The sequence below is a fragment of the Streptomyces sp. RB17 genome, assembly GCF_009604455.1.
Classification (GTDB): Bacteria; Actinomycetota; Actinomycetes; order Streptomycetales; family Streptomycetaceae; genus Streptomyces.
In genome coordinates, this window is sequence record NZ_WEGL01000002.1 from 490,814 (window position 1) to 511,663 (window position 20,850).

General features: G+C 70.1%; 21 protein-coding genes. 5 read left to right on the forward strand and 16 right to left on the reverse strand.

Translation table 11 applies throughout. The annotated features are described in order from the left end of the window. Positions 1-3 precede the first annotated feature (3 nt). The 6 genes from SRB17_RS09140 to SRB17_RS09165 form a co-directional block, all read right to left on the reverse strand. Positions 4-759: an SDR family oxidoreductase gene (locus SRB17_RS09140; protein WP_323375209.1), complete on the reverse strand. Its 756-nt coding sequence runs from the start codon at positions 757-759 to the stop codon at positions 4-6. Then, a complete protein-coding gene (locus SRB17_RS09145; RefSeq protein ID WP_153536624.1) occupies positions 756-1,973 on the reverse strand; it encodes an acetyl-CoA C-acetyltransferase in 1,218 nt (405 codons plus the stop codon). The genes SRB17_RS09140 and SRB17_RS09145 overlap by 4 nt, the downstream gene beginning before the upstream one ends. A 135-nt stretch (positions 1,974-2,108) precedes the next feature. After that, positions 2,109-2,573, reverse strand: coding sequence for an acyl-CoA thioesterase (locus SRB17_RS47980; RefSeq protein WP_194293955.1), 465 nt, complete (start codon positions 2,571-2,573; stop codon positions 2,109-2,111). Between the two features lie 199 nt (positions 2,574-2,772). Continuing rightward, on the reverse strand, positions 2,773-4,218 hold the full coding sequence (locus tag SRB17_RS09155; protein ID WP_153536628.1) for an MFS transporter: 1,446 nt from the start codon (positions 4,216-4,218) through the stop codon (positions 2,773-2,775). A gap of 161 nt (positions 4,219-4,379) precedes the next feature. Continuing rightward, the gene (locus SRB17_RS09160) at positions 4,380-4,811 is read right to left on the reverse strand and encodes an ATP-binding protein (RefSeq protein WP_194293956.1); all 432 of its coding nucleotides are present in this window, start codon (positions 4,809-4,811) and stop codon (positions 4,380-4,382) included. Positions 4,812-4,977: 166 nt separating this feature from the next. After that, positions 4,978-7,266, reverse strand: a complete 2,289-nt coding sequence (locus SRB17_RS09165) for an ATP-binding protein (protein WP_323375210.1) — start codon at positions 7,264-7,266, stop codon at positions 4,978-4,980. Between the two features lie 340 nt (positions 7,267-7,606). Between SRB17_RS09165 and SRB17_RS09170 the strand changes: the two genes are divergently transcribed. Further along, positions 7,607-8,269: a response regulator transcription factor gene (locus SRB17_RS09170; RefSeq protein WP_153536632.1), complete on the forward strand. Its 663-nt coding sequence runs from the start codon at positions 7,607-7,609 to the stop codon at positions 8,267-8,269. A gap of 103 nt (positions 8,270-8,372) precedes the next feature. Here the strand turns inward: SRB17_RS09170 and mftE are convergent, their stop codons facing one another. The 5 genes from mftE to mftA form a co-directional block, all read right to left on the reverse strand. Further along, the gene (gene mftE / locus SRB17_RS09175; RefSeq protein WP_153536634.1) at positions 8,373-9,071 is read right to left on the reverse strand and encodes a mycofactocin biosynthesis peptidyl-dipeptidase MftE; all 699 of its coding nucleotides are present in this window, start codon (positions 9,069-9,071) and stop codon (positions 8,373-8,375) included. Beyond that, on the reverse strand, positions 9,071-10,264 hold the full coding sequence (gene mftD / locus SRB17_RS09180; RefSeq protein WP_153536636.1) for a pre-mycofactocin synthase MftD: 1,194 nt from the start codon (positions 10,262-10,264) through the stop codon (positions 9,071-9,073). The genes mftE and mftD overlap by 1 nt, the downstream gene beginning before the upstream one ends. A 66-nt stretch (positions 10,265-10,330) precedes the next feature. After that, on the reverse strand, positions 10,331-11,545 hold the full coding sequence (mftC, locus tag SRB17_RS09185) for a mycofactocin radical SAM maturase (protein WP_153536638.1): 1,215 nt from the start codon (positions 11,543-11,545) through the stop codon (positions 10,331-10,333). Continuing rightward, the gene (gene mftB, locus SRB17_RS09190) at positions 11,542-11,883 is read right to left on the reverse strand and encodes a mycofactocin biosynthesis chaperone MftB (RefSeq protein WP_153536640.1); all 342 of its coding nucleotides are present in this window, start codon (positions 11,881-11,883) and stop codon (positions 11,542-11,544) included. The genes mftC and mftB overlap by 4 nt, the downstream gene beginning before the upstream one ends. Before the next feature lie 12 nt (positions 11,884-11,895). After that, positions 11,896-12,015, reverse strand: coding sequence for a mycofactocin precursor MftA (gene mftA, locus SRB17_RS09195; protein ID WP_153536642.1), 120 nt, complete (start codon positions 12,013-12,015; stop codon positions 11,896-11,898). A gap of 179 nt (positions 12,016-12,194) precedes the next feature. Here mftA and mftF point away from each other — a divergent pair, with 179 nt between their 5' ends. Genes mftF through SRB17_RS09210 form a run of 3 tightly spaced genes read left to right on the forward strand, consistent with a single transcriptional unit; the run spans position 12,195 to position 15,585 of the window. Then, the gene (gene mftF / locus SRB17_RS09200) at positions 12,195-13,631 is read left to right on the forward strand and encodes a mycofactocin biosynthesis glycosyltransferase MftF (protein WP_323375211.1); all 1,437 of its coding nucleotides are present in this window, start codon (positions 12,195-12,197) and stop codon (positions 13,629-13,631) included. Continuing rightward, entirely contained in the window at positions 13,624-15,183 is a 1,560-nt protein-coding gene (gene mftG, locus SRB17_RS09205; protein ID WP_323375212.1) for a mycofactocin system GMC family oxidoreductase MftG, read from the forward strand. Before mftF ends, mftG begins: the two co-directional genes overlap by 8 nt. Positions 15,184-15,213: 30 nt before the next feature. After that, positions 15,214-15,585: a helix-turn-helix domain-containing protein gene (locus tag SRB17_RS09210; protein WP_228395933.1), complete on the forward strand. Its 372-nt coding sequence runs from the start codon at positions 15,214-15,216 to the stop codon at positions 15,583-15,585. A 20-nt stretch (positions 15,586-15,605) separates the two neighbouring features. Here SRB17_RS09210 and SRB17_RS09215 read toward each other — a convergent pair whose 3' ends face one another. From SRB17_RS09215 to SRB17_RS09235, 5 genes are all read right to left on the reverse strand, one after another. Next, entirely contained in the window at positions 15,606-16,049 is a 444-nt protein-coding gene (locus SRB17_RS09215; protein WP_323375213.1) for a PaaI family thioesterase, read from the reverse strand. 55 nt (positions 16,050-16,104) lie between these two features. After that, positions 16,105-16,518, reverse strand: a complete 414-nt coding sequence (locus tag SRB17_RS09220) for a molybdopterin dinucleotide binding domain-containing protein (protein ID WP_323375214.1) — start codon at positions 16,516-16,518, stop codon at positions 16,105-16,107. 27 nt (positions 16,519-16,545) lie between these two features. Further along, a complete protein-coding gene (locus SRB17_RS09225) occupies positions 16,546-17,217 on the reverse strand; it encodes an enoyl-CoA hydratase-related protein (RefSeq protein WP_073898657.1) in 672 nt (223 codons plus the stop codon). Between the two features lie 44 nt (positions 17,218-17,261). Next, positions 17,262-17,978 (reverse strand): TetR/AcrR family transcriptional regulator, encoded by a 717-nt coding sequence (locus tag SRB17_RS09230; RefSeq protein WP_228395934.1) that lies wholly within the window; start codon positions 17,976-17,978, stop codon positions 17,262-17,264. Between the two features lie 244 nt (positions 17,979-18,222). After that, complete coding sequence (locus SRB17_RS09235; protein ID WP_153536644.1) at positions 18,223-19,560, reverse strand: PLP-dependent aminotransferase family protein; 1,338 nt, start codon at positions 19,558-19,560, stop codon at positions 18,223-18,225. 88 nt (positions 19,561-19,648) lie between these two features. Between SRB17_RS09235 and SRB17_RS09240 the strand changes: the two genes are divergently transcribed. Beyond that, positions 19,649-20,272 (forward strand): DJ-1/PfpI family protein, encoded by a 624-nt coding sequence (locus SRB17_RS09240; protein WP_323375215.1) that lies wholly within the window; start codon positions 19,649-19,651, stop codon positions 20,270-20,272. Positions 20,273-20,850: the final 578 nt, after the last annotated feature.

Consider the following 20,850-nt stretch of genomic DNA (forward strand, 5'->3'; position numbering starts at 1 on the left):
CCATCAGCCGGCGCCGGTGAGGGTCACACCGCCGTCGACCACCAGGACCTGCCCGGTGATCCAGGCGGCGTCGTCGGAAAGCAGGAAGGCCACCGCGCCGCCGATGTCCCCCGGGACGCCGAGCCGTTTGAGCGGGTAGGCCGCGGCGGCCTCGTCCTCGCGGCCGTCGTAGAGCGCGGTGGCGAACCTCGTCTTCACCACCGCCGGGGCCACCGCGTTGACCCGGATGTCCGGGCCGAGTTCGACGGCGAGTTCCTCGGTGAAGTGGGTGAGCATCGCCTTGCTGGCGCCGTACAGGCCGATGCCGGGCGCGGGGCGGACGGCGGCGACCGAGGAGACGTTGACGACGGCGCCGCCGTGCGCGGACATCCACGCCCGGTACACCTGCTGGGTCCACGACAGCGCGGCGAGGCAGTTGACCTCGACGATCTTGCGGGCGACGTCGAGATCCAGCGTCACGAGCGGGCCGTACACCGGGTTGATGCCGGTGTTGTTGACGAGCAGGTCGGCGCTGCCGAACGAGTCGACCGCGCGCGTGACGACCTCGGTCTGGTGGTCGATGTCGGCCGTGTGCCCGGCCACCCCGATCGCGTGCTCCGGTCCGCCGAGCTGCGCGACCGCCGCGTCGAGCGCCTCCTGCTTGCGGGCGGTGATGACGACCTTCGCGCCTTCGGACACCAGCCGCTCGGCGATGGCGAGCCCGATGCCTCGGCTGGCCCCTGTCAGGATCGCCGTCCTGCCTTCGAAGCGCCTGGTCACGACAGCCGCTCCAGCACCATGGCCATGCCCTGACCGCCGCCGACGCACATGGTCTCCAGGCCGAACTGCTTGTCGTGGTACCGCAGGGAGTTGATCAGGGTGCTGGTGATGCGGGCGCCGGTCATGCCGAACGGGTGGCCCACGGCGATCGCGCCGCCGTTCACGTTGAGCCGGTCGAAGTCGATGCCCAGCTCCCGGGCCGAGGGGATCACCTGGGCCGCGAACGCCTCGTTGATCTCGACCAGGTCGATGTCGCCGATGGTCAGTCCGGCACGGCGCAGCGCCTGCTTCGAGGCCTCGACCGGGCCGAGGCCCATGATCTCCGGGGACAGACCGGTGACCCCCGTACTGACGATGCGCGCCAGCGGCGTGATGCCGAGTTGCTTCGCCTTGGTGTCGGACATGATCACGAGTGCCGCCGCGCCGTCGTTGAGGGAGCAGCAGTTGCCGGCGGTGACGGTGCCGTCGGGGCGGAAGACCGGCTTGAGCGCGGAGACCGCCTCCAGGGTGACGCCGGGGCGCGGGCCGTCGTCCCGGCCGACCTGGCTGCCGTCGGGCAGCGTCACCGGGGTGATGTCACGGGCCCAGAAGCCGTCGGCGATGGCCTGCTCCGCCAGATTCTGCGAGCGCACCGCGAAGGCGTCCTGGTCCTCGCGCGTCACCCCCGTGGACTGGGCGACGTTCTCCGCGGTCTGCCCCATCGCGATGTAGACGTCGGGCAGAGCGCCCTCGGTGCGCGGGTCGACCCAGGTTCCGCCACCGGAGGCGAGCTTCTCCGTGCGGGCCTGCGCCTCGGCGAAGACGGGGTTCTCGGTGTCCGGAAGGCCGTCGGCGTTGCCCTTGACGAACCGGCTGACCGTCTCGACCCCGGCGGAGATGAAGACGTCGCCCTCTCCGGCCTTGATCGCGTGCAGCGCCATCCGAGTGCTCTGCAGGCTGGACGAGCAGTAACGGTTGACCGTGGTTCCGGGCACCGAGTCCAGACCGGCCAGCACCGCGACGATCCGGGCCATGTTGAAACCGGACTCGCCACCGGGCTGGCCGCACCCCAGCACCAGGTCGTCGATCTCGGTGGGGTCGAGCTGCGGCACCTTGGCCAGTGCCGCCCGCACCATCTGCACGGTCAGATCGTCGGGACGCATCTCCCGGAGCGACCCCTTGCCGGCCCGGCCGATCGGCGAGCGGGCGGTGGCGACGATGACGGCCTCGGGCATGGGCACTCCCTGATTGACTAAGCGCTTGCTTGTGATGCGGCGAACGTACGACGGGAGCTGATGGCATGAGCGAGGACGCCCGGAACCTTGCCCGGCTGGGGGATGGCGGGGTGAGTCGGTGCGTTGCGCAGGACGTCAGGGCGCCATCGGGTGCGTCGGCTCCGTCAGGTATGCCTCGAACACGGCGCGCTCGTCCGGGGTGATCGGCCGAGGCCGGCGGCGCTCCATGTCCCACATGACGAGCGTCGCTGTCGAACGAGCGCAGAGGGAGTCGGCCGTCGTCAAATGCTCCACCACACGGAAACTGGAGGTCCGCACCTCACGCAGGGCCAGCTCGACGGTCACGGCTCCATCGTCGGGCGTGACCTCGTGCAGGTACTCGATGTGCTGGGTCGCCACCACATAGGTCGGATACGCGACGTCGAGCGTTCCGGTCATCCAGGCCGAGCGGGTCTCCTCGAACAAGGCGAGGTAGGCCGACGCCGTGAGATGGCCGAGGCCGTCGAAATCGCCGAACCGCAGGCGGAATTCGCTCCGCCATACGTCAGAGCCGTTGACTGCGATGCTGTGACGATTTGCTGCATTACCGGGTACAGGCACAAGCCACCTCCATTGGCGTTCCGCGCAACGTAGGTGGCTTGTGAGGCTGTTGGGTGCGGGCAGGCGAAGACCTTGCCCGAGTGGGGGGTGTGCACCGAGGCCGGACGCCACACGCCGCGCGTTCGGAGCGGGCCGGACTGCGGCCGGCTGCCTCCGAACGCGCGGCGGTCGGTGCACAATCTCCCGGCAGGCCGGCTCGCTACGCTTCCACGGAGCTTGCCTTGAGCTCGCCGCCGTGGCGCAGTCGCGAGATGAGCGTGACGACCAGGACCAGCAGCGAGAGCCCGACGGTGACCTCGTACCCAACCGTGTAGAGGTACTCCTTCGGCAGGCCGATCCTGGGGATGGTGTCAAAGGTGAGCAGCGTGGTGACCACTGCCGATCCGAACGCGAAGCCGATGGCCATGGTGGTGCCCGCCATGCCCGCGGCCATCCCGGCCTTGTCCTCGGGGACGACCAGCTGCGGCACGGCGAAGGCGCCGCTGTAGCCCACTCGGCTGCCGAGGCCGACGAAGGCGGCACCGACGAGGTACTGCCACTTCTGATCGTGGGCGAAGGCGAGCCAGCCGAGCCCTACGACGGAGACCGCGGTGCCGATCACGAGGACGGTGGCCGGACGGCCCTTTTGGACGGCCCTTTCGGCGGCCTTGCCACCGACGAACATCATCAGCGCGAACGGCAGCATGAGCAGGCCGGTGCCCAGAGCGTCGACACCCAGTCCGTATCCGACCTCAGCGGGAGTCTGGGCGTAGTAGGTCACCAGCAGCAGGAACGCGGCATCGATGGCGCCGAATATTCCAGCGGCGAAGCATGCCGGTGAGACCAGGGGCTTCTTCAGCAGCTTGACGTCGAACACCGCCGTCGCGGAACGGCGCTGGACCAGTCCCCACAGGACGCCGCCGACGACACCCGCGGCCAGGACCACGAGGATCGCCGTGCCGCTCCACGTGAGGCCCTGGGTCAAGGCGAGCAGGACGGCCGTGACCCAGGCGATCAACCACACGGTTCCGAGGATGCCGATACGTCCGGACGACTCCGGCCGGGACGAGGGGACGATGATGAGCAGGGCCACCGTGGTCGCCGCGAAGGCCGCGGCCAGAATGTAGAAGAAGCTCGCGAGCGACAAGTACTTGACCGTCAGTCCGCCGCCGACCATCCCGAGTACCGTCCCGGAGCCGGTAGCCATGATCAGCACGCTGACCGCCGTTGCGACCGCACCATCGGTCAGGTGCCGGCGCAGGAAGCTCAGCGGCAGCAGCTGCGCGGCGCCGCCGAACCCGAGGAGTACGGACCCGACCAGGAGTGCCGGGTAGGAATTACCGATGGCCGGCACGAGAGCCCCGACGACCAGGAAACCACCGGACAACAGCGAAGTGGTGCGATCGTCGAGCACGTCGGTGAGACGGGGAAGGAGGACGAAGCCTGCTCCTCCGCCCAACGTCATGGCGGTGAAGATCCAGGCCGACGCCGCCACCCCGAGCCCGAACTGCTCCTGCATCAGCGGCAGGAGCGGCGGGAGCATGAAGGCGACCGCGTTGGTCACGGTGGCCAGGACCGCCGCAACGGCGATCAGTGCGCCACGCCGCGCCGTGACGCTCTTTGCATCTGCTCTGGGTATGTCAACCGACTCGGTGAATTCAGTCATGCCCGTCTCCCATGGTCGTTCGCCGCCATCGCGGTCAGAGGAACCAGCCGAAGCCGGGCGAACGTACGGCCAGTTTCAGGCCACCCTCTGGTGCGACTGACCGAAACCAGCCCGAGTGGGGGATGCCCCGCATGGAAAGGATCACGGGGGAGCGGCGCACACTAGGCGGCGAGGGGCAGGTCCGCCCAGTGCGTGGCGCTTCCCCCGCACATGCGCGTACCGCGGGCGGCGGCGAGAAAGTCGATGATGGCGCTTCCGCGCCCGTGCTCGTGGGGTTCGCAGCCGGCGGTCCGCGCACCGCGGTCGTTCGCCGGGCCGCCGTCCGTGACCGCGACGCGGATCATCTGGTGCTCGCTGGGCGGTACCAGCCGCAGGGAGACCGGGGGCAGGGCATGCTCGACGGCGTTGGCGACCAGTTCGGAGACCGTGAGAACGACCTGGTGGGCCTCGTCTTCCCGGACTCCCCAGCCCTTCAGCGTGTCGCGGGCCAGGCGGCGTGCGATGCCCGCGGCCTGCGGGGCGTGCGGCAGGTCCCACTGGCGGGCTTCGCGTCCGAGGGCCGGGCGTGCGCCTGCGGTCCCTGAAGGAGCCATGAGGCCAGGGCCACTGTCATGGGAAGGGGGCGTGACGTACATGGCCATCGTCTCCGGTTACCTGTGCTAGGGGTTGAACAGCCTCCAATCTGCCGGTCGGGCATCGCGCCGTTGAGGGTGGAACTACCTGTTCCGATACCTGCCCTGCCCTGACCACGAGGGTGGTTCACGTCCGATCGGGCTGTCGCTGCACGACCCAGCTCGCGATCTGGGTACGCGTGTTGAAGCCGAGCTTGGTGAGGATCTTCTCGACATGCCCTTCCGCGGTCCGCAGCGAAATGACCAGCCGCGCCGCGATGTCCTTGTTCGACAGGCCCTGCGCCACCAGTTCGGCCACCTCGCGTTCACGCCGGGTCAGCGTCGAAGCAGGACGTGACGCATTGCTTGCGAGCTGTGTGCGCTCTCGCAGGGCAAGGGCGAGCGTTTCCTCGATGGCCAGGGCACTGCCACGTTCGAAAGCTGCGTCGAACTCGGCGTCTCCCATCTTCTTCCGCGCCATCGTCTCGAATTTGTCCCGCTGCGCGAGCAGGAGTGCCCAGCCGAACAGTGGGGCCCCGAGAGCCTGCCACAGCGGGTTCGTCCCGCCGAACAACGTGGCGGCTCGCTCGGCGTTGCCCTTCGCCGCCGTGGTCCAGGCGAGTACGTCGAGCGCGAGAGCCATACCCAGGGTGTCGTGGAAGAACCGCTTGATCTTGAGCGCCTCGCACAAGTCGGCTTCCGCCCCGTCGAGCTCGCCGTGGATCAACCGCAGGAATCCGCGCCCCCACAGCGCCCACGACAGTACCCACTGCTCGCCGGCCGCTGTGCAGCGCCGGAACAGCTCCTCGATGATCTCCGCAGCCTTGTCGAGTTCGCCCAGGAGGATGAGGGCCGCCGCCAACTCCATCTGGAGATTGTCCGGATAGGTGGCAGGTGCTTCGGTCTCGGTGTACTGCTCGAGGGCCTCGGTGAGCAGGGGGATCGCGCCGGACAGGTCCGTGCTGAGCAACTTGCTCATTCCGCGCACGTGCGTGGCATAGGCGAGCGCAGCCGGGTCGTCCAGTTGGACGGCGACCTTCCGGGCATCTTCGGCCGACGCCGCTGCCGCCGCCTCGTCTCCCTGGAATGCGGCGATGTACGCGACAGTGGCGAGCGCCCAGGCCCGTTCGCGGCTGGGCTCCGCGTCGAGCGCCAACGCTCGGCCCAGCCAGAGCCTGGCCTCGGTGGCGTATCCCATCGCCAGCCACAGCCAGGGCGCCGCCGCCATGCGCAGTCCGATACGCGCCTCACCAGGCTGGGACAGGCAGTATTCCAGTGCGTGCCGCAGGTTCGGGTGCTCCAGCTGAAGCCTGCTCGCCCACTCCTGCTGCTTCGGGCCGCTCCACTCGTCCCCCGCCGTCTCCATGAGGTGCCGGTACCAGTCGCGGTGCCGTCGGCGCAGGGCCGGTTCCTCGCCCGACTCCGAGAGCCGGGCCTGACCGTACGCGCGGATGGTTTCCAGCATGCGGAAGCGGACGTGCTCTCCTTGCTCCTCGCGAATGAAGATCGACTTGTCGATGAGGCCGGCGACGGTGTCGAGAACCGCATGCCGGGGGAGCGCCTCATCGGTGCACACCGCTTCGAGCGCGTCGGTGCCGAATCCGCCGACGAAGACGGACGCCCGAGCCCACAGCGTCTGCTCATTCGGGGTGCACAGGTCGTAGCTCCAGTCGATGAGCGCCTGGAGGGTCTGGTGCCGTTCCGGCAGGTTGCGGTTACCTTCCCGCAGCAACTGGAACCGGTCGTCCAAGCGGCTCGCGAGATCATGGACGGTGAGCACCCGCAACCGCACCGAAGCCAGTTCGATGGCCAGCGGGATCCCTTCCAGGCGCCGGCAGAGGCGGACGACCGCCGCTTCGTTGTCGGGCGTGATCGAGAAGCCGGGAACGACGGCCGCCGAACGGTCGGCGAACAGAGTGACCGATGGGTACCGAGTCGCCGTGCCGGGCTCGACGGAGTCACCAGGAGGTGGAGTCGGCAGTGGTGGGACGGGGTAGATGTGCTCCCCGGCGATTCTGAGCGCCTGCCTGCTGGTGGCCAGAATCCGGACCTCGGGCGCCGCACGCAGCACCTGGTCGGCCAGGCCCGCGGCGGCGTCCACCAAGTGCTCACAGTTGTCCAGGACCAGCAGCATGCGCCGTTGCCCCAGATGACCACGCAGAACGGTCATCGGTGCGCGGGTCGACTGCTCTTTGATCTCGAGGGCGTCGACCACGATGTGGGGGAGCAGGGCCGGGTCTTTCAATGACGCCAGTTCGACCAGGCAGACGCCGTCCGGGAAGGCTCGCTGCATCTCCCTGGCGACGCGGAGAGCGAGCCGCGTCTTGCCCACCCCGCCGATGCCGGTCAGCGTCACCAGGCGGGTCGTGGAGAAGAGCTGTCGGAGCGCGGCGACATCCTTTCGCCGCCCCACGAAGCTTGTGAGATCCGCCGGCACGGCGTTCGGAGTAGGCATCGAGTCCCCACGTGCGCAGTTCGGGAGCGGTGATCCGATCGTACCGCCGCACACATCCCGGGCCGAGACCCCGCGAGCCCGGGGACAGGTACTCGTACGGGTAGTTCCCCGGGCGTCTGTCCGCCGTTCGATGGTCAAGCTGTGAGGTCAGATCGCGCCGGTGAAACCCCAGGTCACGACGGGGAGAGCCGGAGGCGTCGCAGGATGGGGAATTCCGTGAATTTCTTCAGCCTCTCCGGTCGGTGCGGCCGGCGAGCCCCCCTGCCGCGGTTGGCCGGCCGGTCCGTTCTTGCATGTTCTAGGAGTAGTCGGAGGTGTCGTCATGACACTTGTCCTGGCCGAGCGGGTTGCTCCCACGGGTCGGGTTCGCCCGGTGCTGGAGGACCGATGTCAGATGCAGCGCGTGCTGGTGGCGGAGGAGCACGAGCTGGTGCTGGCGGGGTTGCGTGCGGTGTTGCTGAGTCAGCCGTGGGTGGCGTCGTGTCTGGCGGCGGATTCGCAGGAGGCCGCCTGGCAGGTGGCGCGGCGGCATCATCCGCAGCTGGTGTTGGTGAGCACGTCGTTGGGGGGCCGGTCTGGGCTGGACCTGTGCCGGGACCTTCGGGACCGGATGCCGCACGTCAAGGTGGTTCTGCTGTCCGGAGAGGGGCGGGTGTCGGCGGCGCTGGCGTCGGCGCACGGCGCGGTGGCGTCCTTGTCGAAGCAGATGCCGACCGCGGCGATCGTGACGGCGGTGAAGCGTGTCGCGGAGGGCGCGCGGGTCTTCCCGAAGGACGAGGGACCCGCCGTGGTGCGCCTTTCGAAGCGTGAACTGGATGTCCTGCAGCATCTGGTCCTGGGGTTGAGCAACCCGGAAGTGGCAGCTGTGCTGAATCTGTCCCGGCATACGGTGAAACAGCACACGACTTCGGTGTACCGGAAGCTGGGGGTGCGGAACCGGGCGCAGGCGGCCGGACGCGCCCAGGAGCTCGGACTCGTCGGCTGAGTGTCGAGCTGCAGCGCAGGCGTTCAACTACCGAGCGGCGCAGGCGTGCACCCGCCGGCTGTGGCGGCGTCTGCGCTCGAGTCCGGCCAGAGGGAACACCTGCTCAAGAGGCGGCGTCGGTGTGCCGGCGATGCCGGGTCACCAGGTCCGCGAGATCGGCCACGGCTCGCTGGATGAGCAGCCGGCCCTCCTCGGCGTTCGCGCCGCCGGGATCGCCGAGCACGCCGTTGGCGGTGAAGGCGGACAGGCCGGCCTCCCGCAGACGCGGGAGGAGTGTGTGGACGGGGGCGGTGTTTCCGGCCCGCGCCGCCTCCATCCGTACCAGGTGGGGGGCCAGCGCCAGCATGACGGAGGTCTCGGTGCGGCCCGCGTGGGCGTCACCGCCCCAGCGCGGGCCCCAGGCCAGGACGTGCCGCCCCTCGGTACGCAGTCGTCGCACGGCCCGATGGACGGGCTGCGCGTTGCCGCCGTGAGCGGAGACCAGGACGACCCGGGGGAACGTCACCGTCGCCGACCTCACGAGCTCGACCAGCAGTAGCTCGACGGCCTCCTGGCCGATGGACAGCGTGCCGGGGAAACCCTGGTGCTCGCCGCTGGATCCGAACGCCACGGCCGGGGCCACGACGACATCGGGCACCTGCGCTGTCAGCCGCTCGGCCAGGGCGACGGCGATGTCGGTGTCCGTGGACATCGGAAGGTGCGGCCCATGCTGTTCGGTGGCGCCGACCGGCACGGCGAGGACGGTCCTGCGCCGCGCCTGATCGGCGACATCGGTCCAGGTCAGCGACGCCAGCGCGGTCATCAGGGGGCCTGGGTCCGCCGCGGCGCTCCGAGGGCGTGGGCGAAGCCCTGCGGGAGCACCACGTCGTCGGGCGTGAGGTCGTGGATCGAGGAGCGCCCGAGTCCGAGGAGTGCCGAGTCGATTCCGCCGCGCAGGATGTCGAGCACGTTCTCCACGCCGGCCTGGCCACTCGCGGCCAGGCCCCACAGGTAGGCCCGACCGATCATCACGGCGCGGGCGCCGAGTGCCAGGGCCTTGACCACATCGCTGCCCCGACGCACTCCGCCGTCGAGGAGTACTTCGATCTGGCCGCCCACAGCGTCGGCGATGGCGGGCAGGGCACGGATGGTCGCAGGGGTGCTGTCAAGGTTGTTGCCGCCGTGGTTGGAGACCGAGATGGCCTGGGCGCCGGCGTCCACGGCGCGCTTGGCGTCGTCGACGCGGATGATGCCCTTGACGAGGAACGGCCCGCCCCACTGCTCGCGCATCCACCGTACGTCGTCCCAGGTGGGAGGGGGTGTCTGCATCCATTCGCCGTAGGCGCCGAAGAACGTCGGGGCCTGCTCGCCGACGGCGGTGACGTTCGGGGTGGTCAGGTCGGGCAGCCGCCGGGTCCGGGCGAACGCGAGCAGCCAGCGCGGATGGGTGAGTCCCTCCGGCGCGAAGCGCGCCACCGCCTTGAGGCCGAGGCGCTCGGGGATGTGGGGGCTGCCCCAGTCCCGGCCGTGCGAGAACGACCAGTCCAAGGTCACGATCAGGCCCTTGGCGCCGGCCTCCCGGGCACGCTCCATCTGGGCGATCATGGAGTCCTTGCCGCCCATCCAGTACATCTGGAAGAACGTCTGCGGATTGGCCGCGACGACCTCCTCGACGGGCTTGCTGGCGAAGGAGCTCAGCCCCATCGCCGTGCCCCGGGTTGCCGCGGCGCGGGCCACGGCCACCTCCCCGTCGGGGTGCACGGCCTGCACCCCGGTCGGGGAGATGATCACCGGAAGGGAGATCGACTGGCCCAGGACGGTCGTGGCCTGGTCACGCTTGGCCGGCAGGTCCGCGACGTGCGGCGCGAAGCCGGCCTCGGCGAAGGCCGCCATGTTGTCCTGATAGGTCGTGCCGCGCTCGGAACCGGCGAGCAGGGCGCCGTAGACGGATGCCGGCAGTCGTCGCTTTGCTCGACGCTGCGCCTCGGCGACGGTTTCGAACCATGCGTTGGGCATGACGCCCCTTTCTTTCGTGGACCGAGCGGCCTTTCGGCGTCTCTCATGAACCGAGCGGCCCTTCGGCTAGGCCAGAGGACTTTCGTCGCACATGCGCGTGGGCCGGCTCTCCCGCCGGACCGGCAGGCCGAGAAGCACGGGCTGCCCCCGCACCGGCCCCCGGTGGGAGTGGTCCTCGCTGGGCCGGGGAGCGGACGACCGGTCGCCGGCCAGCGCCGCCTCCGCGTGCCCCTGGACGCATTCCGGATCGGGGCCGTCGAGCGGCAGTCCCGTGAAGAACTTGGCGGCCATGCACCCGCCCCGGCAGGCGTCGAACGCCGAACACTTCGTGCAGGCGCCGCCCGTCTGGGGCTGCCGCAGCTCCTGGAAGAGCGACGAGGAGCGCCACACCCGGGTGAATCCGCCCTCGTCACGGACGTTGCCGGCGCGGAACGCGTCGTGGATGGCGAACGGGCAGGCGTACACCTCACCGACCGGGTCGATCAGGCACACCACCCGCCCGGCGCCACACAGGTTCAGCCCGGGCAACGCCTCGCCGTAGGCGGAGAGATGGAAGAACGAATCCCCGGTGAGCACCTTGTCGCCGTGCTCGACCAGCCAGTCGTACAGCTGCCGTTGCTGCGCCGCTGTGGGGTGCAGTTCGTCCCACACGTCGGCGCCCCGGCCGGAGGGCCGCAGCCGCGTCAGCCGCAACTGTGCCCCGTACCGGTCGGCGAGTGCCTTGAAGGCGTCCAGTTGCCCGATGTTGTGGCGGGTGGCCACGACCGAGATCTTGAACCCGGCGAAGCCCGCCGCGGCGAGGTTGTCCATCGCCCGCAGCACGGTCGCGTACGAACCCTCGCCGCGTACGGCGTCGTTGACGTCGGCCGTGGCCCCGTCCAGGGACAACTGGACGTCCACATAGTCACTGGCGGCCAGCCGTCGAGCGACCTCCGGGGTGATCCTGACGCCGTTGGTGGAGAACTTGACGCCCACCTGGTGGGCGGTGGCGTAGTCGACCAGTTCCCAGAAGTCCGGGCGCACGGTCGGCTCGCCGCCGCCGATGTTGACGTAGAAGACCTGCATGCGCTGCAGCTCGTCGATGACCGCCTTGGACTCGTCGGTGGTGAGTTCGCGCGGGTCGCGCCGGCCGGAGCTGGACAGGCAGTGCACGCAGGCCAGGTTGCAGGCGTAGGTGAGCTCCCAGGTCAGACAGATCGGCGCGTCGAGGCCGTGCTGAAAATGGTCCACGAGGCGGCCCGCCCGGGCCGGCCTCGGCGGTGCTGCGGAAGGCACGGTCATGGCGCCTCCTCTCCTTGCAGATGAGCGTCACCGCGGCTCGCTCGACCGGTGCGCTCGGTGATCATCCGGGACTCGGCCAGCCGCGCCAGCGCGTCCCGGTAGCGCCTCGACTCGGCGGGTTCGACTCCTGCCACCCGGCAGGCTTCCGCTGCGCTCGGGCAGTGGGCCAGTTGTTGTACGACGGTGAGCAGCCGGCGGTCCTTGAGGAAGGACAGCTGCCGGGTGCCGAAGTGGTAGAGCAGCGCCCCGAAGGGCTCCGGACGAACGGCGACCTGGGGGTGCACGGCCCAGGCCGCGTCCAGGTCGAACCGCTCGGACCCGTTCCTGTGCGTGGGCATGGTCTCCACGCCTCAGTACACGCCGCACATGCCGTCGATGGACACGTCCTCGACGAGCAGGTCCTCCTCGATCAGCTGGTCGTCCTCGGCGGGGAGACGGTCTGCGCTCGAGGTCTGCGAGTCGTCGGTCATGGAGGTTCCCTTCGTCGTCCGCGGCGCGGCGGGGTGTCCCGTCGCAGGGTGACGGTAGGCAGCCGCGGTGCCGTGGACGGGCCGGTGCGCCGCACTTGCTGCCCACCTGGGGGATCGACGAGTCGAGACGCCCGGGTGAAGGCTGGGCGCCCGGCTTTCCCGACGTTCGAGGACACCTGGTGATCGACATTCCCCCTCTCCCCGCGGCCTTCCGGCTGCGCCCCGACCCCGGCCTGCGCCTGATACGGGACGGGCGGGTGCTGTTGGGAGGCTCGCCGTACCGGCTGATGCGGCTGACGGCGCGCGCCGTGCCGGTCGTGAGCGCGTGGCTCGACGGGAAGCCGGTCGGGGAAGGGCGAGCGGCCGGGCTCCTGGCCCGCCGGTTGGTCCAGGCGGGCATGATGCACCCCGTACCGCCGTCCGAGGGGCCGCGCCCGTCGGTGACGGTCGTTGTACCGGTCCGCGACCGGCCTGAGCACCTCGCCCGCTGTCTGGCCGGTCTCAGCGGTGGGCCGGAGGTGATCGTCGTGGACGACGCCTCGATCGATCCCGGTGCGGTGGCGGACGTCGTGCGGGCGGCCGGCGCCAGGCTGGTCCGCCGCCCTGTCAACGGCGGCCCGGCGGCCGCGCGGAACACCGGACTCGCCCACGCGGGCGGAGACTTGGTGGCGTTCGTGGACTCCGACTGCCTGCCGGCCCCCGGATGGGCCGACGCCCTGCTGCCGCACTTCGCGGATCTCGCCGTGGCCGCGGTGGCGCCGCGCATCGTGGCGGCGGGGCCGGGACGTGGTCTCCTCGCGGCCTACGAGTGCGAGCGCTCCGCCCTGGACATGGGGCCCAGGCAGGCACTCGTACGACCCGGCTCGCACGTGCCCTATGTGCCCAGCGCGGCGTTGGTGGTGCGGCGTACCGCGGTGGGCCGGGGTTTCGACGAGACGCTGCGCGTCGGGGAGGACGTCGACCTGGTGTGGCGGCTCGCGGCCGACGGTCACCACGTCCGCTACGACCCCTCGGTCACCGTGGCCCACCGGCACCGGACGCGTCCGCGCCAGTGGCTGGCCCAGCGCATTCAGTACGGCACCTCCGCCGCGCCGCTGGCTGCCCGGCACCCGGGCCTGCTCCCGGCCACGTCGATGGCCGGCTGGAGCGCGCTCGCGTGGGGACTGGCCCTGGGAGGGCGGCCGCTCGCCGGTGCTCTGGTCACCGCAGGGACGACCGGACTGCTGGCGCGCAAACTCGCGGCCTGGTCGGACCGACCGTGGGCCACCGCGGCCCGGCTGAGTGCAGGCGGCACGTTGCTGGCAGGCGAGCAGCTCGGTCGTGCCGTGACACGAACCTGGTGGCCGCTGGCCCTGCCGCTGGCCGCAGCCGTACCCCGGCTGAGGATCCCGCTGGCCGCGGCCGCCCTTGTGCCCCCACTCCTGGAACACCGACGCGGCCGCCCAAGCCTTCCGGCCCTGCCCTGGACGGTCACGCGTCTCGCCGACGACCTGGCGTACAGCGTCGGTGTCTGGAAGGGCTGCGTCCGGGAGCGCACCACCGAGCCGCTTCGCCCGAGACTGTGGTGGTTCTCCGCCGACGGCGTCACCCCTCCGTCCGGACGTCCCCGTGGGTGAGACCACGGGCCGGACGTCCGCCGATGTGATCGTGGTCGGTGCGGGGGCCTCCGGCGCCGCCTTGGCGGCCCGCTTGAGCGAGGACGCCGGACGCACCGTACTCCTTCTCGAAGCAGGGCCGTCTCCGCGCCGTCTTGGCGACTTCGCACCCGAACTGTTCGACGCGCGGCTGATTCCCGGAGCCCAGCCTGACCACCCGGCCGTCCAGCGGTACGCCGCGCACCTCACGCCCGAGCGGCCCTACACAGTGGTCCGCGGGCGCCACCTCGGTGGCTCGACCACCGTCAACGGCGGCTATTTCGTCCGCGCCCGGCGCGGGGACTTCGACCGCTGGGCGGCAGCGGGCAACCCGGCCTGGACGTACGACCGTCTGCTCCCCTTGCTGCGCGCCCTGGAGACGGACCTCGACCACGGCGCCGACGACCTGCACGGCGGCTGTGGACCGGTGCGCGTACGCCGCGCCGCCCTCGACCACCCTGCCGCGGATGCCTTCCGCGCCGGGGCGGACCACCTCGGCTACCCGCGCGAACCCGACAAGAACGACCAAGCGCCGCCGGGCTTCGGCCCCGTCCCCTGCAATGCCGTCGACGGCGTGCGGCTCAACACCGGTCTCAGCTATGTCCTGCCGGCGCTGGGCCGCCCGAATCTCACCGCGGTCGGCGACTGTCACGTCAGCAGAATCGTCATCCGCGACGGTCGCGCCACGGGAGTCGTCGTACGCCGACACGGGCAGGACACCTACCTGTGCGGCGGCGAGGTCGTCCTGTGCGCCGGGTCCTTCGTCACCCCGCATCTGCTCCAGTTGTCCGGCATCGGCCCGCGAGCCGACCTGGAGCGGCTCGGCATCCCCGTCGTCGTGGACGCCCCGGCCGTCGGCACCCGCTTCAGCGACCACCCTCAGCTCGTCCTGGAGTGGGCCCCACGGCAGGAGCTGGGCGCACCCCGCGGCTCCTGGCTGGGCGGCTGCCTGCACCTGTCCTCCTCGGACCGAACCCATCCGGGCGACCTGGAGATCCTGCAGTCGCTGGTCCCCGTGGCAGGACTCGTCGGCGGCACGACGACCGTGCCTGGCGCGCCCTTGCCCTTCCTCGTCTCGGCCCAGTCACCCGGAAGGACCGGCCGCCTGTCCCTGACCTCTGCGGACCCAGCGACGCCCCCGCGCATCGAATACGGCTACCTGGCCGGCCCCGCAACCCGGCGTCGCCTGCGCGAAGCCGTACGCGCCACCGCGGAGCTCATCACCACACCGGCCTTCGACGACATCTCCCACGGGCTCCTCCAGCCGGGTCCGGACGTTCTCAACTGCGATCACGCACTGGACGGGTGGATCAACCGGAACATCGGCACCGCTCACCACACGTGCGGGACCGCACCGATGGGCCCGGATACTGCGGACGCGGTGGTCGACCAGTACGGGAGAGTCCACGGCGTTCACGGTCTCCGCGTCGCCGACACCTCGATCCTGCCCACAGCCCCACTGCGGGGCCCAGCGGCAACAGCCGTACTCATCGGAGAGGTCATAGCGCATGCCATGCGCGCTGAACTGCCCTGACGGGATGTGCCAGCACTCGCTGGCCGAGCCATGAAGCCGATCCGACCCGGGCACGAGGTGGGCGTCGGTCAGGCCGGCACGGAACCGGTCGTGCGGCGTGGCCGTCCGACCGGTGACCATGCGGCGAAGCGAGCCGAGTTGGTGAATGCGGCTGCCTCGGTGATCGCGCAGGAGGGTTATGCCAACGCGTCGCTGCGCAAGGTGGCACAGCGCGCCGGGTGCACGACAGGGGCGGTGACGTACTACTTCGCGAACGACGCACTACTTCGCGAACAGGGAGAAGCTGGTCGTGGCGTTGGCCGAGATCTGCTTCGACGCCTACGACGCGTTGCTCGGGGCCGGCCGCGACGACACCGACCTCCGCCGACGGCCCACGCGGAACGTGACCTTCACGGCAGGTGAAGCCGACCTCGGCGAGCGACCTAAAGAATCATGCAGGTGGTGGTGGCGTGGGCGATCAGTTTGCCCTGGTCGTCGAGCACCTTGCCTTCGGCGGTCGCCGTACGGCGGCCGGCGTGGATGACGGTGCCCTCGGCGGTGAGGGTCTGGCCGTCGGTGCGGGCGGCGCGGATGTAGTTGACCTTGAGTTCGAGGGTGGTGTAGCCGGTGCCGGCGGGGAGGGTGGTGTGGACGGCACAGCCCATGGCGGAGTCGAGGAGGGTGGCGGCGATGCCGCCGTGGACGGTGCCGAGAGGGTTGGCGAAGTCGGGGCGGGTGTCTAGGGAGATGACGACGCGGCCGTGGGCGACCTCGTCGAAGCGCATGCCGAGCAGGCGGCCGATGGAGGGGATGTCAGTGGGGCGTTCGGTCTGCACCCAGCGCATCAGTTCCAGGCCGGTCATGGCGGTGAGGTCGGTGGTGGTCACGGGTCGTTCTCCTTGCGTGGTGCTGGTGGTACCGCCCCGAGGGGCGGGGTGTTCATCAGGCGGGGAGGGGCTGGACAAGGGCGGGAACGTGCTTGTGCCAGGGGGTTCCGGCGATGGGGTCGCGCCAGGCGAGGTCAGTGAGGGTGTTCAGGGCGACGCCGGTGCGTTCGGTGCCGCCGTCGTGGGTGGGCAGGTCGAGGCCGAAGCCGTTCGGCAGGGCCGCGTGCCCGGGCTGCAGGCGGTCGCCGCTCTCGACCACCGCCTCGGCGGTGCCGCGCGACGCGGTGCTCTGGGCGAGGGCGCCGTCGGACAGGCTCAGCTGTTCGGCGGCGTGCGGGCTGACGCGCAGGGCGTCCTGTTGGCCGCGCTCGCGCCAGGTGTTGTCGTGGAAGATGGTGTTTGCGGTGAACGCCCTGATGCGGTGGGCAGTTGGGCAGCCCGTGCCCCCGGGGGACGGCGCCCGAGGCACGGCTTGGTGCGGTCGGTGAGGTGCTGGTCAGCCGAGCGGGTTGGTGGTGTCGCGCAGGGTGGCCAGAGCCGGTGCGTACATGCGGGCCTTGATGGTGCCGAGGGTGTCGCCGGCCTTGTTCACCTGTGCCTGGGCGATCTCGATCGCGGTGGAGCGCACGGCTTCCTCGGTGACAGCCTGGTCGACGATGCCGGTGGCCGCGGCGTCGGCGCCGCCGTAGCGGCGGGCGGTGATCATGGCCTCGTGCGCGGTCTGCGGCGCCAGCCGGGATTGGATGAGGGCGGCCATGCCGGGGGTGAAGGGGATGTTGATGTCCGCTTCGGGCAGGCACCAGTAGCCGCGGTCGGCGCGCATGACGCGGAAGTCGTGAGCGAGGGAGAACATCGCGCCGGCGGCGAAGGTGTGCCCCTGCAGCGCGGCCACCGTGATGACCGGCAGCGACAGCATCCGCGCGAACAGCTCATGGACGGTGACGACGTAGTCCTGGTAGTGGTCGGTGTGGGCGGACAGCCAGTCCAGGTCGAGCCCGTTGGAGTAGAACTTGCCGGTGGCGGCGGTGACCAGGGCGCGAGGGCCTTCCGCCTTCTCCACCTCGTCGAGGGCGGCGCTGACGGCGGTGAGCCAGTCGGGGTGGAAGCGGTTCTCTCCGTCTCCCAGGTCGAGGACGAAGACGTTGTCCTGACGGTCGAGTGAGGGCATGGCGACTCCTTCGGGCTGAGCTGACTCGGACAAGCGACTGCGGGCTACGGCCGGGGACCGGATTCGGCACCGGGGCGGTCGCGTAGGGCGTGGAGGAGCAGGTCGTGGATCTCGGCGGCAGCTGCCTCGATCGGGGCGGTGCTCCGTTCGGCCCGGCACATGATCACCGCGCCTTCGACGGCGGCGATCATGAAGGTACCGAGCCGGCGGCTGCGTTCCTCGGTCAGGCCGTGCCGGACGAGAAAGGCCGTGAGGTCCTCCTGCCAGCGGGTGAAGACGGCGGCGGCGGAGCGGGCAAGCTGGGGTGCATCGTCGTTGGTCTCCACGGCCACCGCCACGATCGGGCAGCCGGCCCGGAAGCCGCTCTCCACGAGCCGGTCACGCCACAGCCGGAAGAACGCGTCGACGGCCGCCACCGGGTCATCCACCTGCATCGCGGTGTCGATCAGCCCCGTGAGGAAGTCCCCCGCCAGTGCCAACGCCTCCTCGATGAGCTGCGCCCGCCCGCCGGGGAAGTGGTGATACACCGAGCCCCGAGGAGCTCCGCTGTGGGCGAGCACCCGGTCGATGCTGGTCGCGCTCGCACCGTATTCACGCAGCAGAGCTGCAGCACTGAGGACCATCCGGTCACGGCTTTCACTCTTGCGCGGGCTCATCCGCTCACCAGCTTCCCCATGGCCATACGGCCCACCAAACGGTCTACCTATCAGTAACTTAAGGTGTATGCCATAGAACATGCAAGAGAAGTTGCTGGCGGTCATTGAATCCGTACCGATGGCGCCGCTCGGCCACATGCACGCCAGCTGTGGCGGTGCCCCTGGGCACGCTCAGCTCAACACCGAACCCACCTCGCTGCCACAGCACCGGGCCACGACGCCGCCGGGCCTGAGCGCCGGCCTGGGTGATTCGGTGTGGAACACCGCCGCGTCTGCCACCACCGCGGCCGAACCGACGGCCGCCGGACAGAGGGGCAGTGCGGGAGGGAATCGGTCGGCCGAGTGGAGTTCAGGCGTAGGCGTCCTCGACAGCGACTCGCCGCACCGTGCGCAGCGTCGACTGGAGATTGTCCAGATCGGTCGAGCCGAGAGCGAGGCGGAGCGCCTGTGGTGTGTGCTTCGAGGTGGTGAAGGGCTCCGCCGTGCTCACGGAGATGTGCTGACGCGCGAGGGTGGCGGTCAGGCGATCGGCGCGTGCGTCGTCGGGCAGCGTCAGCCATGTGAAGTAGGACGAGGGGTGGCTGGTGAGTGGTAGGCCTGCCAGTTCTTGTCTGGCGAGTGCTTGGCGGGCCTTGGCGTCGTCGCGTTTCTGCGCTTCCAAGCGGTCCACCGTGCCGTCCTCGAGCCAGCGGCAGGCGATCGCGGTGGTGAGGGCCGGGGTGTTCCAGGTGGTTGCCCGAATCGCGCGTTCGAGCGACGGCACCCTGGACGGCGGGGCGACGACGAAGCCGACCCGGAGGCCGGTCGCGACGTTCTTGGACAGTCCCGAGACGTAGACGGTGATGTCCGGTGCACCTGCGGCCAGCGGCGGTGGAGGGTCCTCGACCAGGTAGGCGTATGCGGCGTCTTCGATGATGAGCGGACCGTGCTGCCGAGCGATCTCGATCAGACGGGTGCGGTCGGTCGCCGACATGACCCACCCCAGAGGATTGTGCAAGGTCGGCATGGTGTAGATCGCGCGCACAGGGCGGGTCGCGCACAGCTTCTCGAGGGCATCGAGATCCGGCCCGTCGGTGGTTGTGGGTATGGGCTCCAGGTCGAGATGAAAGGCATGCGCGAGCACCTTGAAACCCGGGTAGGTGAGTGCGTCGACCGCGACGACGTCGCCGGCGTTGAGCGCGGCCATGACGGTGATGGCCAGGCCGTGCTGCGCACCGTTGACGATGAGGATCTGATCCGCGTCAGGAGTGATTCCCCGACGCCTCAGGTGCCGTGCGATCGAGGCTCTGTCCTGTGGGCGCCCTCGATGTGGCTGGTAGCGCAGCAGCGAGTCGAGTTCACCAGAGGTGGCCACCTCGCGCAGAGCCTGCCGTAGGAGATCGGCTTGGTCGGGCAGCGACGGATAGTTGAAGTTGAGGTCGACCGCATCCGTGGCGACGACTTGCTGATCGATGCCGTGACCGGCGGGAACCGCGATGTCACGCACGAATGTGCCGCGGCCCTGTTCCCGGCTTACCAAGCCCATCGCTTCCAGCTCGGCGTACACCCGGGTCGCGGTCACCACGGCGATGCCCTCGCGGGCGGCGAGCCCGCGGTGTGTCGGCAGCCGCACGCCTGCGGCGAGCCGGCCTGTCCGGATGTCGGACGCCAGCGCGTCGACCAGGATTTTGTACCGCGAGGCTGCCATGCACCGGATTGTATCCATGACAATTCTTTGACTGTCCCGTTCGTGGGTCCTTACCGTCAAGACCCACTCATCCGGAAGGACAGCCGCCGTGCACATCGCCATCCTCACCTTCGAGGGCTACAACGAGCTGGACTCCCTGATCGCGCTCGGTGTACTCAACCGCGTCAAGACCGACGGCTGGCGCGTCACCATCGCCACCCCCAGCCCCAAGGTGACGTCGATGAACGGGGTGACCATCGAGCAGATGTCCACTCTTGAGGAGGCGTGCGCCGCTGACGCCGTCATCGTCGGCAGTGGCATCGCTACCCGCGAGGTCGTCGAAGACCAGGCGATCGTGAACATCCTGCGCGGCCTGGACCCCTCGCGCCAACTCATCGCCGCGCAGTGCTCCGGCGCGCTCGTGCTGGCCAAGCTCGGCCTGCTGAACGACATCCCCGCCTGCACCGACCTGACCACCAAGCCCTGGGTCATCGCCGCCGGCGTCGAGGTGCTCAACCAGCCCTTCTACGCCAAGAACAACATCGCCACCGCCGGCGGCTGCCTCGCCTCGCACTACCTCGCCGCCTGGATCATCGCCCGCCTCAAGGGCAACGACGCCGCCGAAAGCGCACTGCACTATGTCGCCCCGGTCGGCGAGAAGGAGGAATACATCGAGCGCGCGTGGCGCAACATCACCCCCTACCTGCCCGCTCCCGCACCGGCGCTCGTCTGAAACGACCAGGCGCGAGCAGTGACTGGCCAGGAAGCCGTGCCCCGGCAGCCTGCCTGGTCGTTCGCGGGTCGCCCGCGATCGTTTCCGGCGGCCTGGCCAAGGGCTTCACGTGGCACCAGTCGGCTGATGCCGAATGCGGTCCACCTGCGGAAGTCTTTCGCCGGTGGCTACTGCCGCGCTTCTCGGCAAAGGCGCCGGCTCCCTCGCCATCGCCTTGGCGGCGGTCTCCATGGCGCCGCCGAGGGATGCGGCCTGAGGACTGGCCGGCAGTCGACCGCGCTGCGGCGTTGTGCCTCCGCCGCACCGATCGAGCTCGGGAAAAGCAGGGTCGAGGTTCTCGAATCGGTCCTGCCCGCCTGGGCATTCGCTGGGCAGGCAGACCCGATGCCTTGTCGCGCGCCGACGGCTCGGTGACGGCGCGCGTCGATCTCACCCAGCGGTCGGCTCGCCGGCGAGGCCGAGCCGGCCGACGACGGAGGAAAAGAAGACCATCCGTGACAGTGGCCGTACGGTGTTCAAGGCGCCGCCCGCGCGGATGTGGGACTCGGCGGGCAAGGTCTGCGACGCGCAGACGCAGT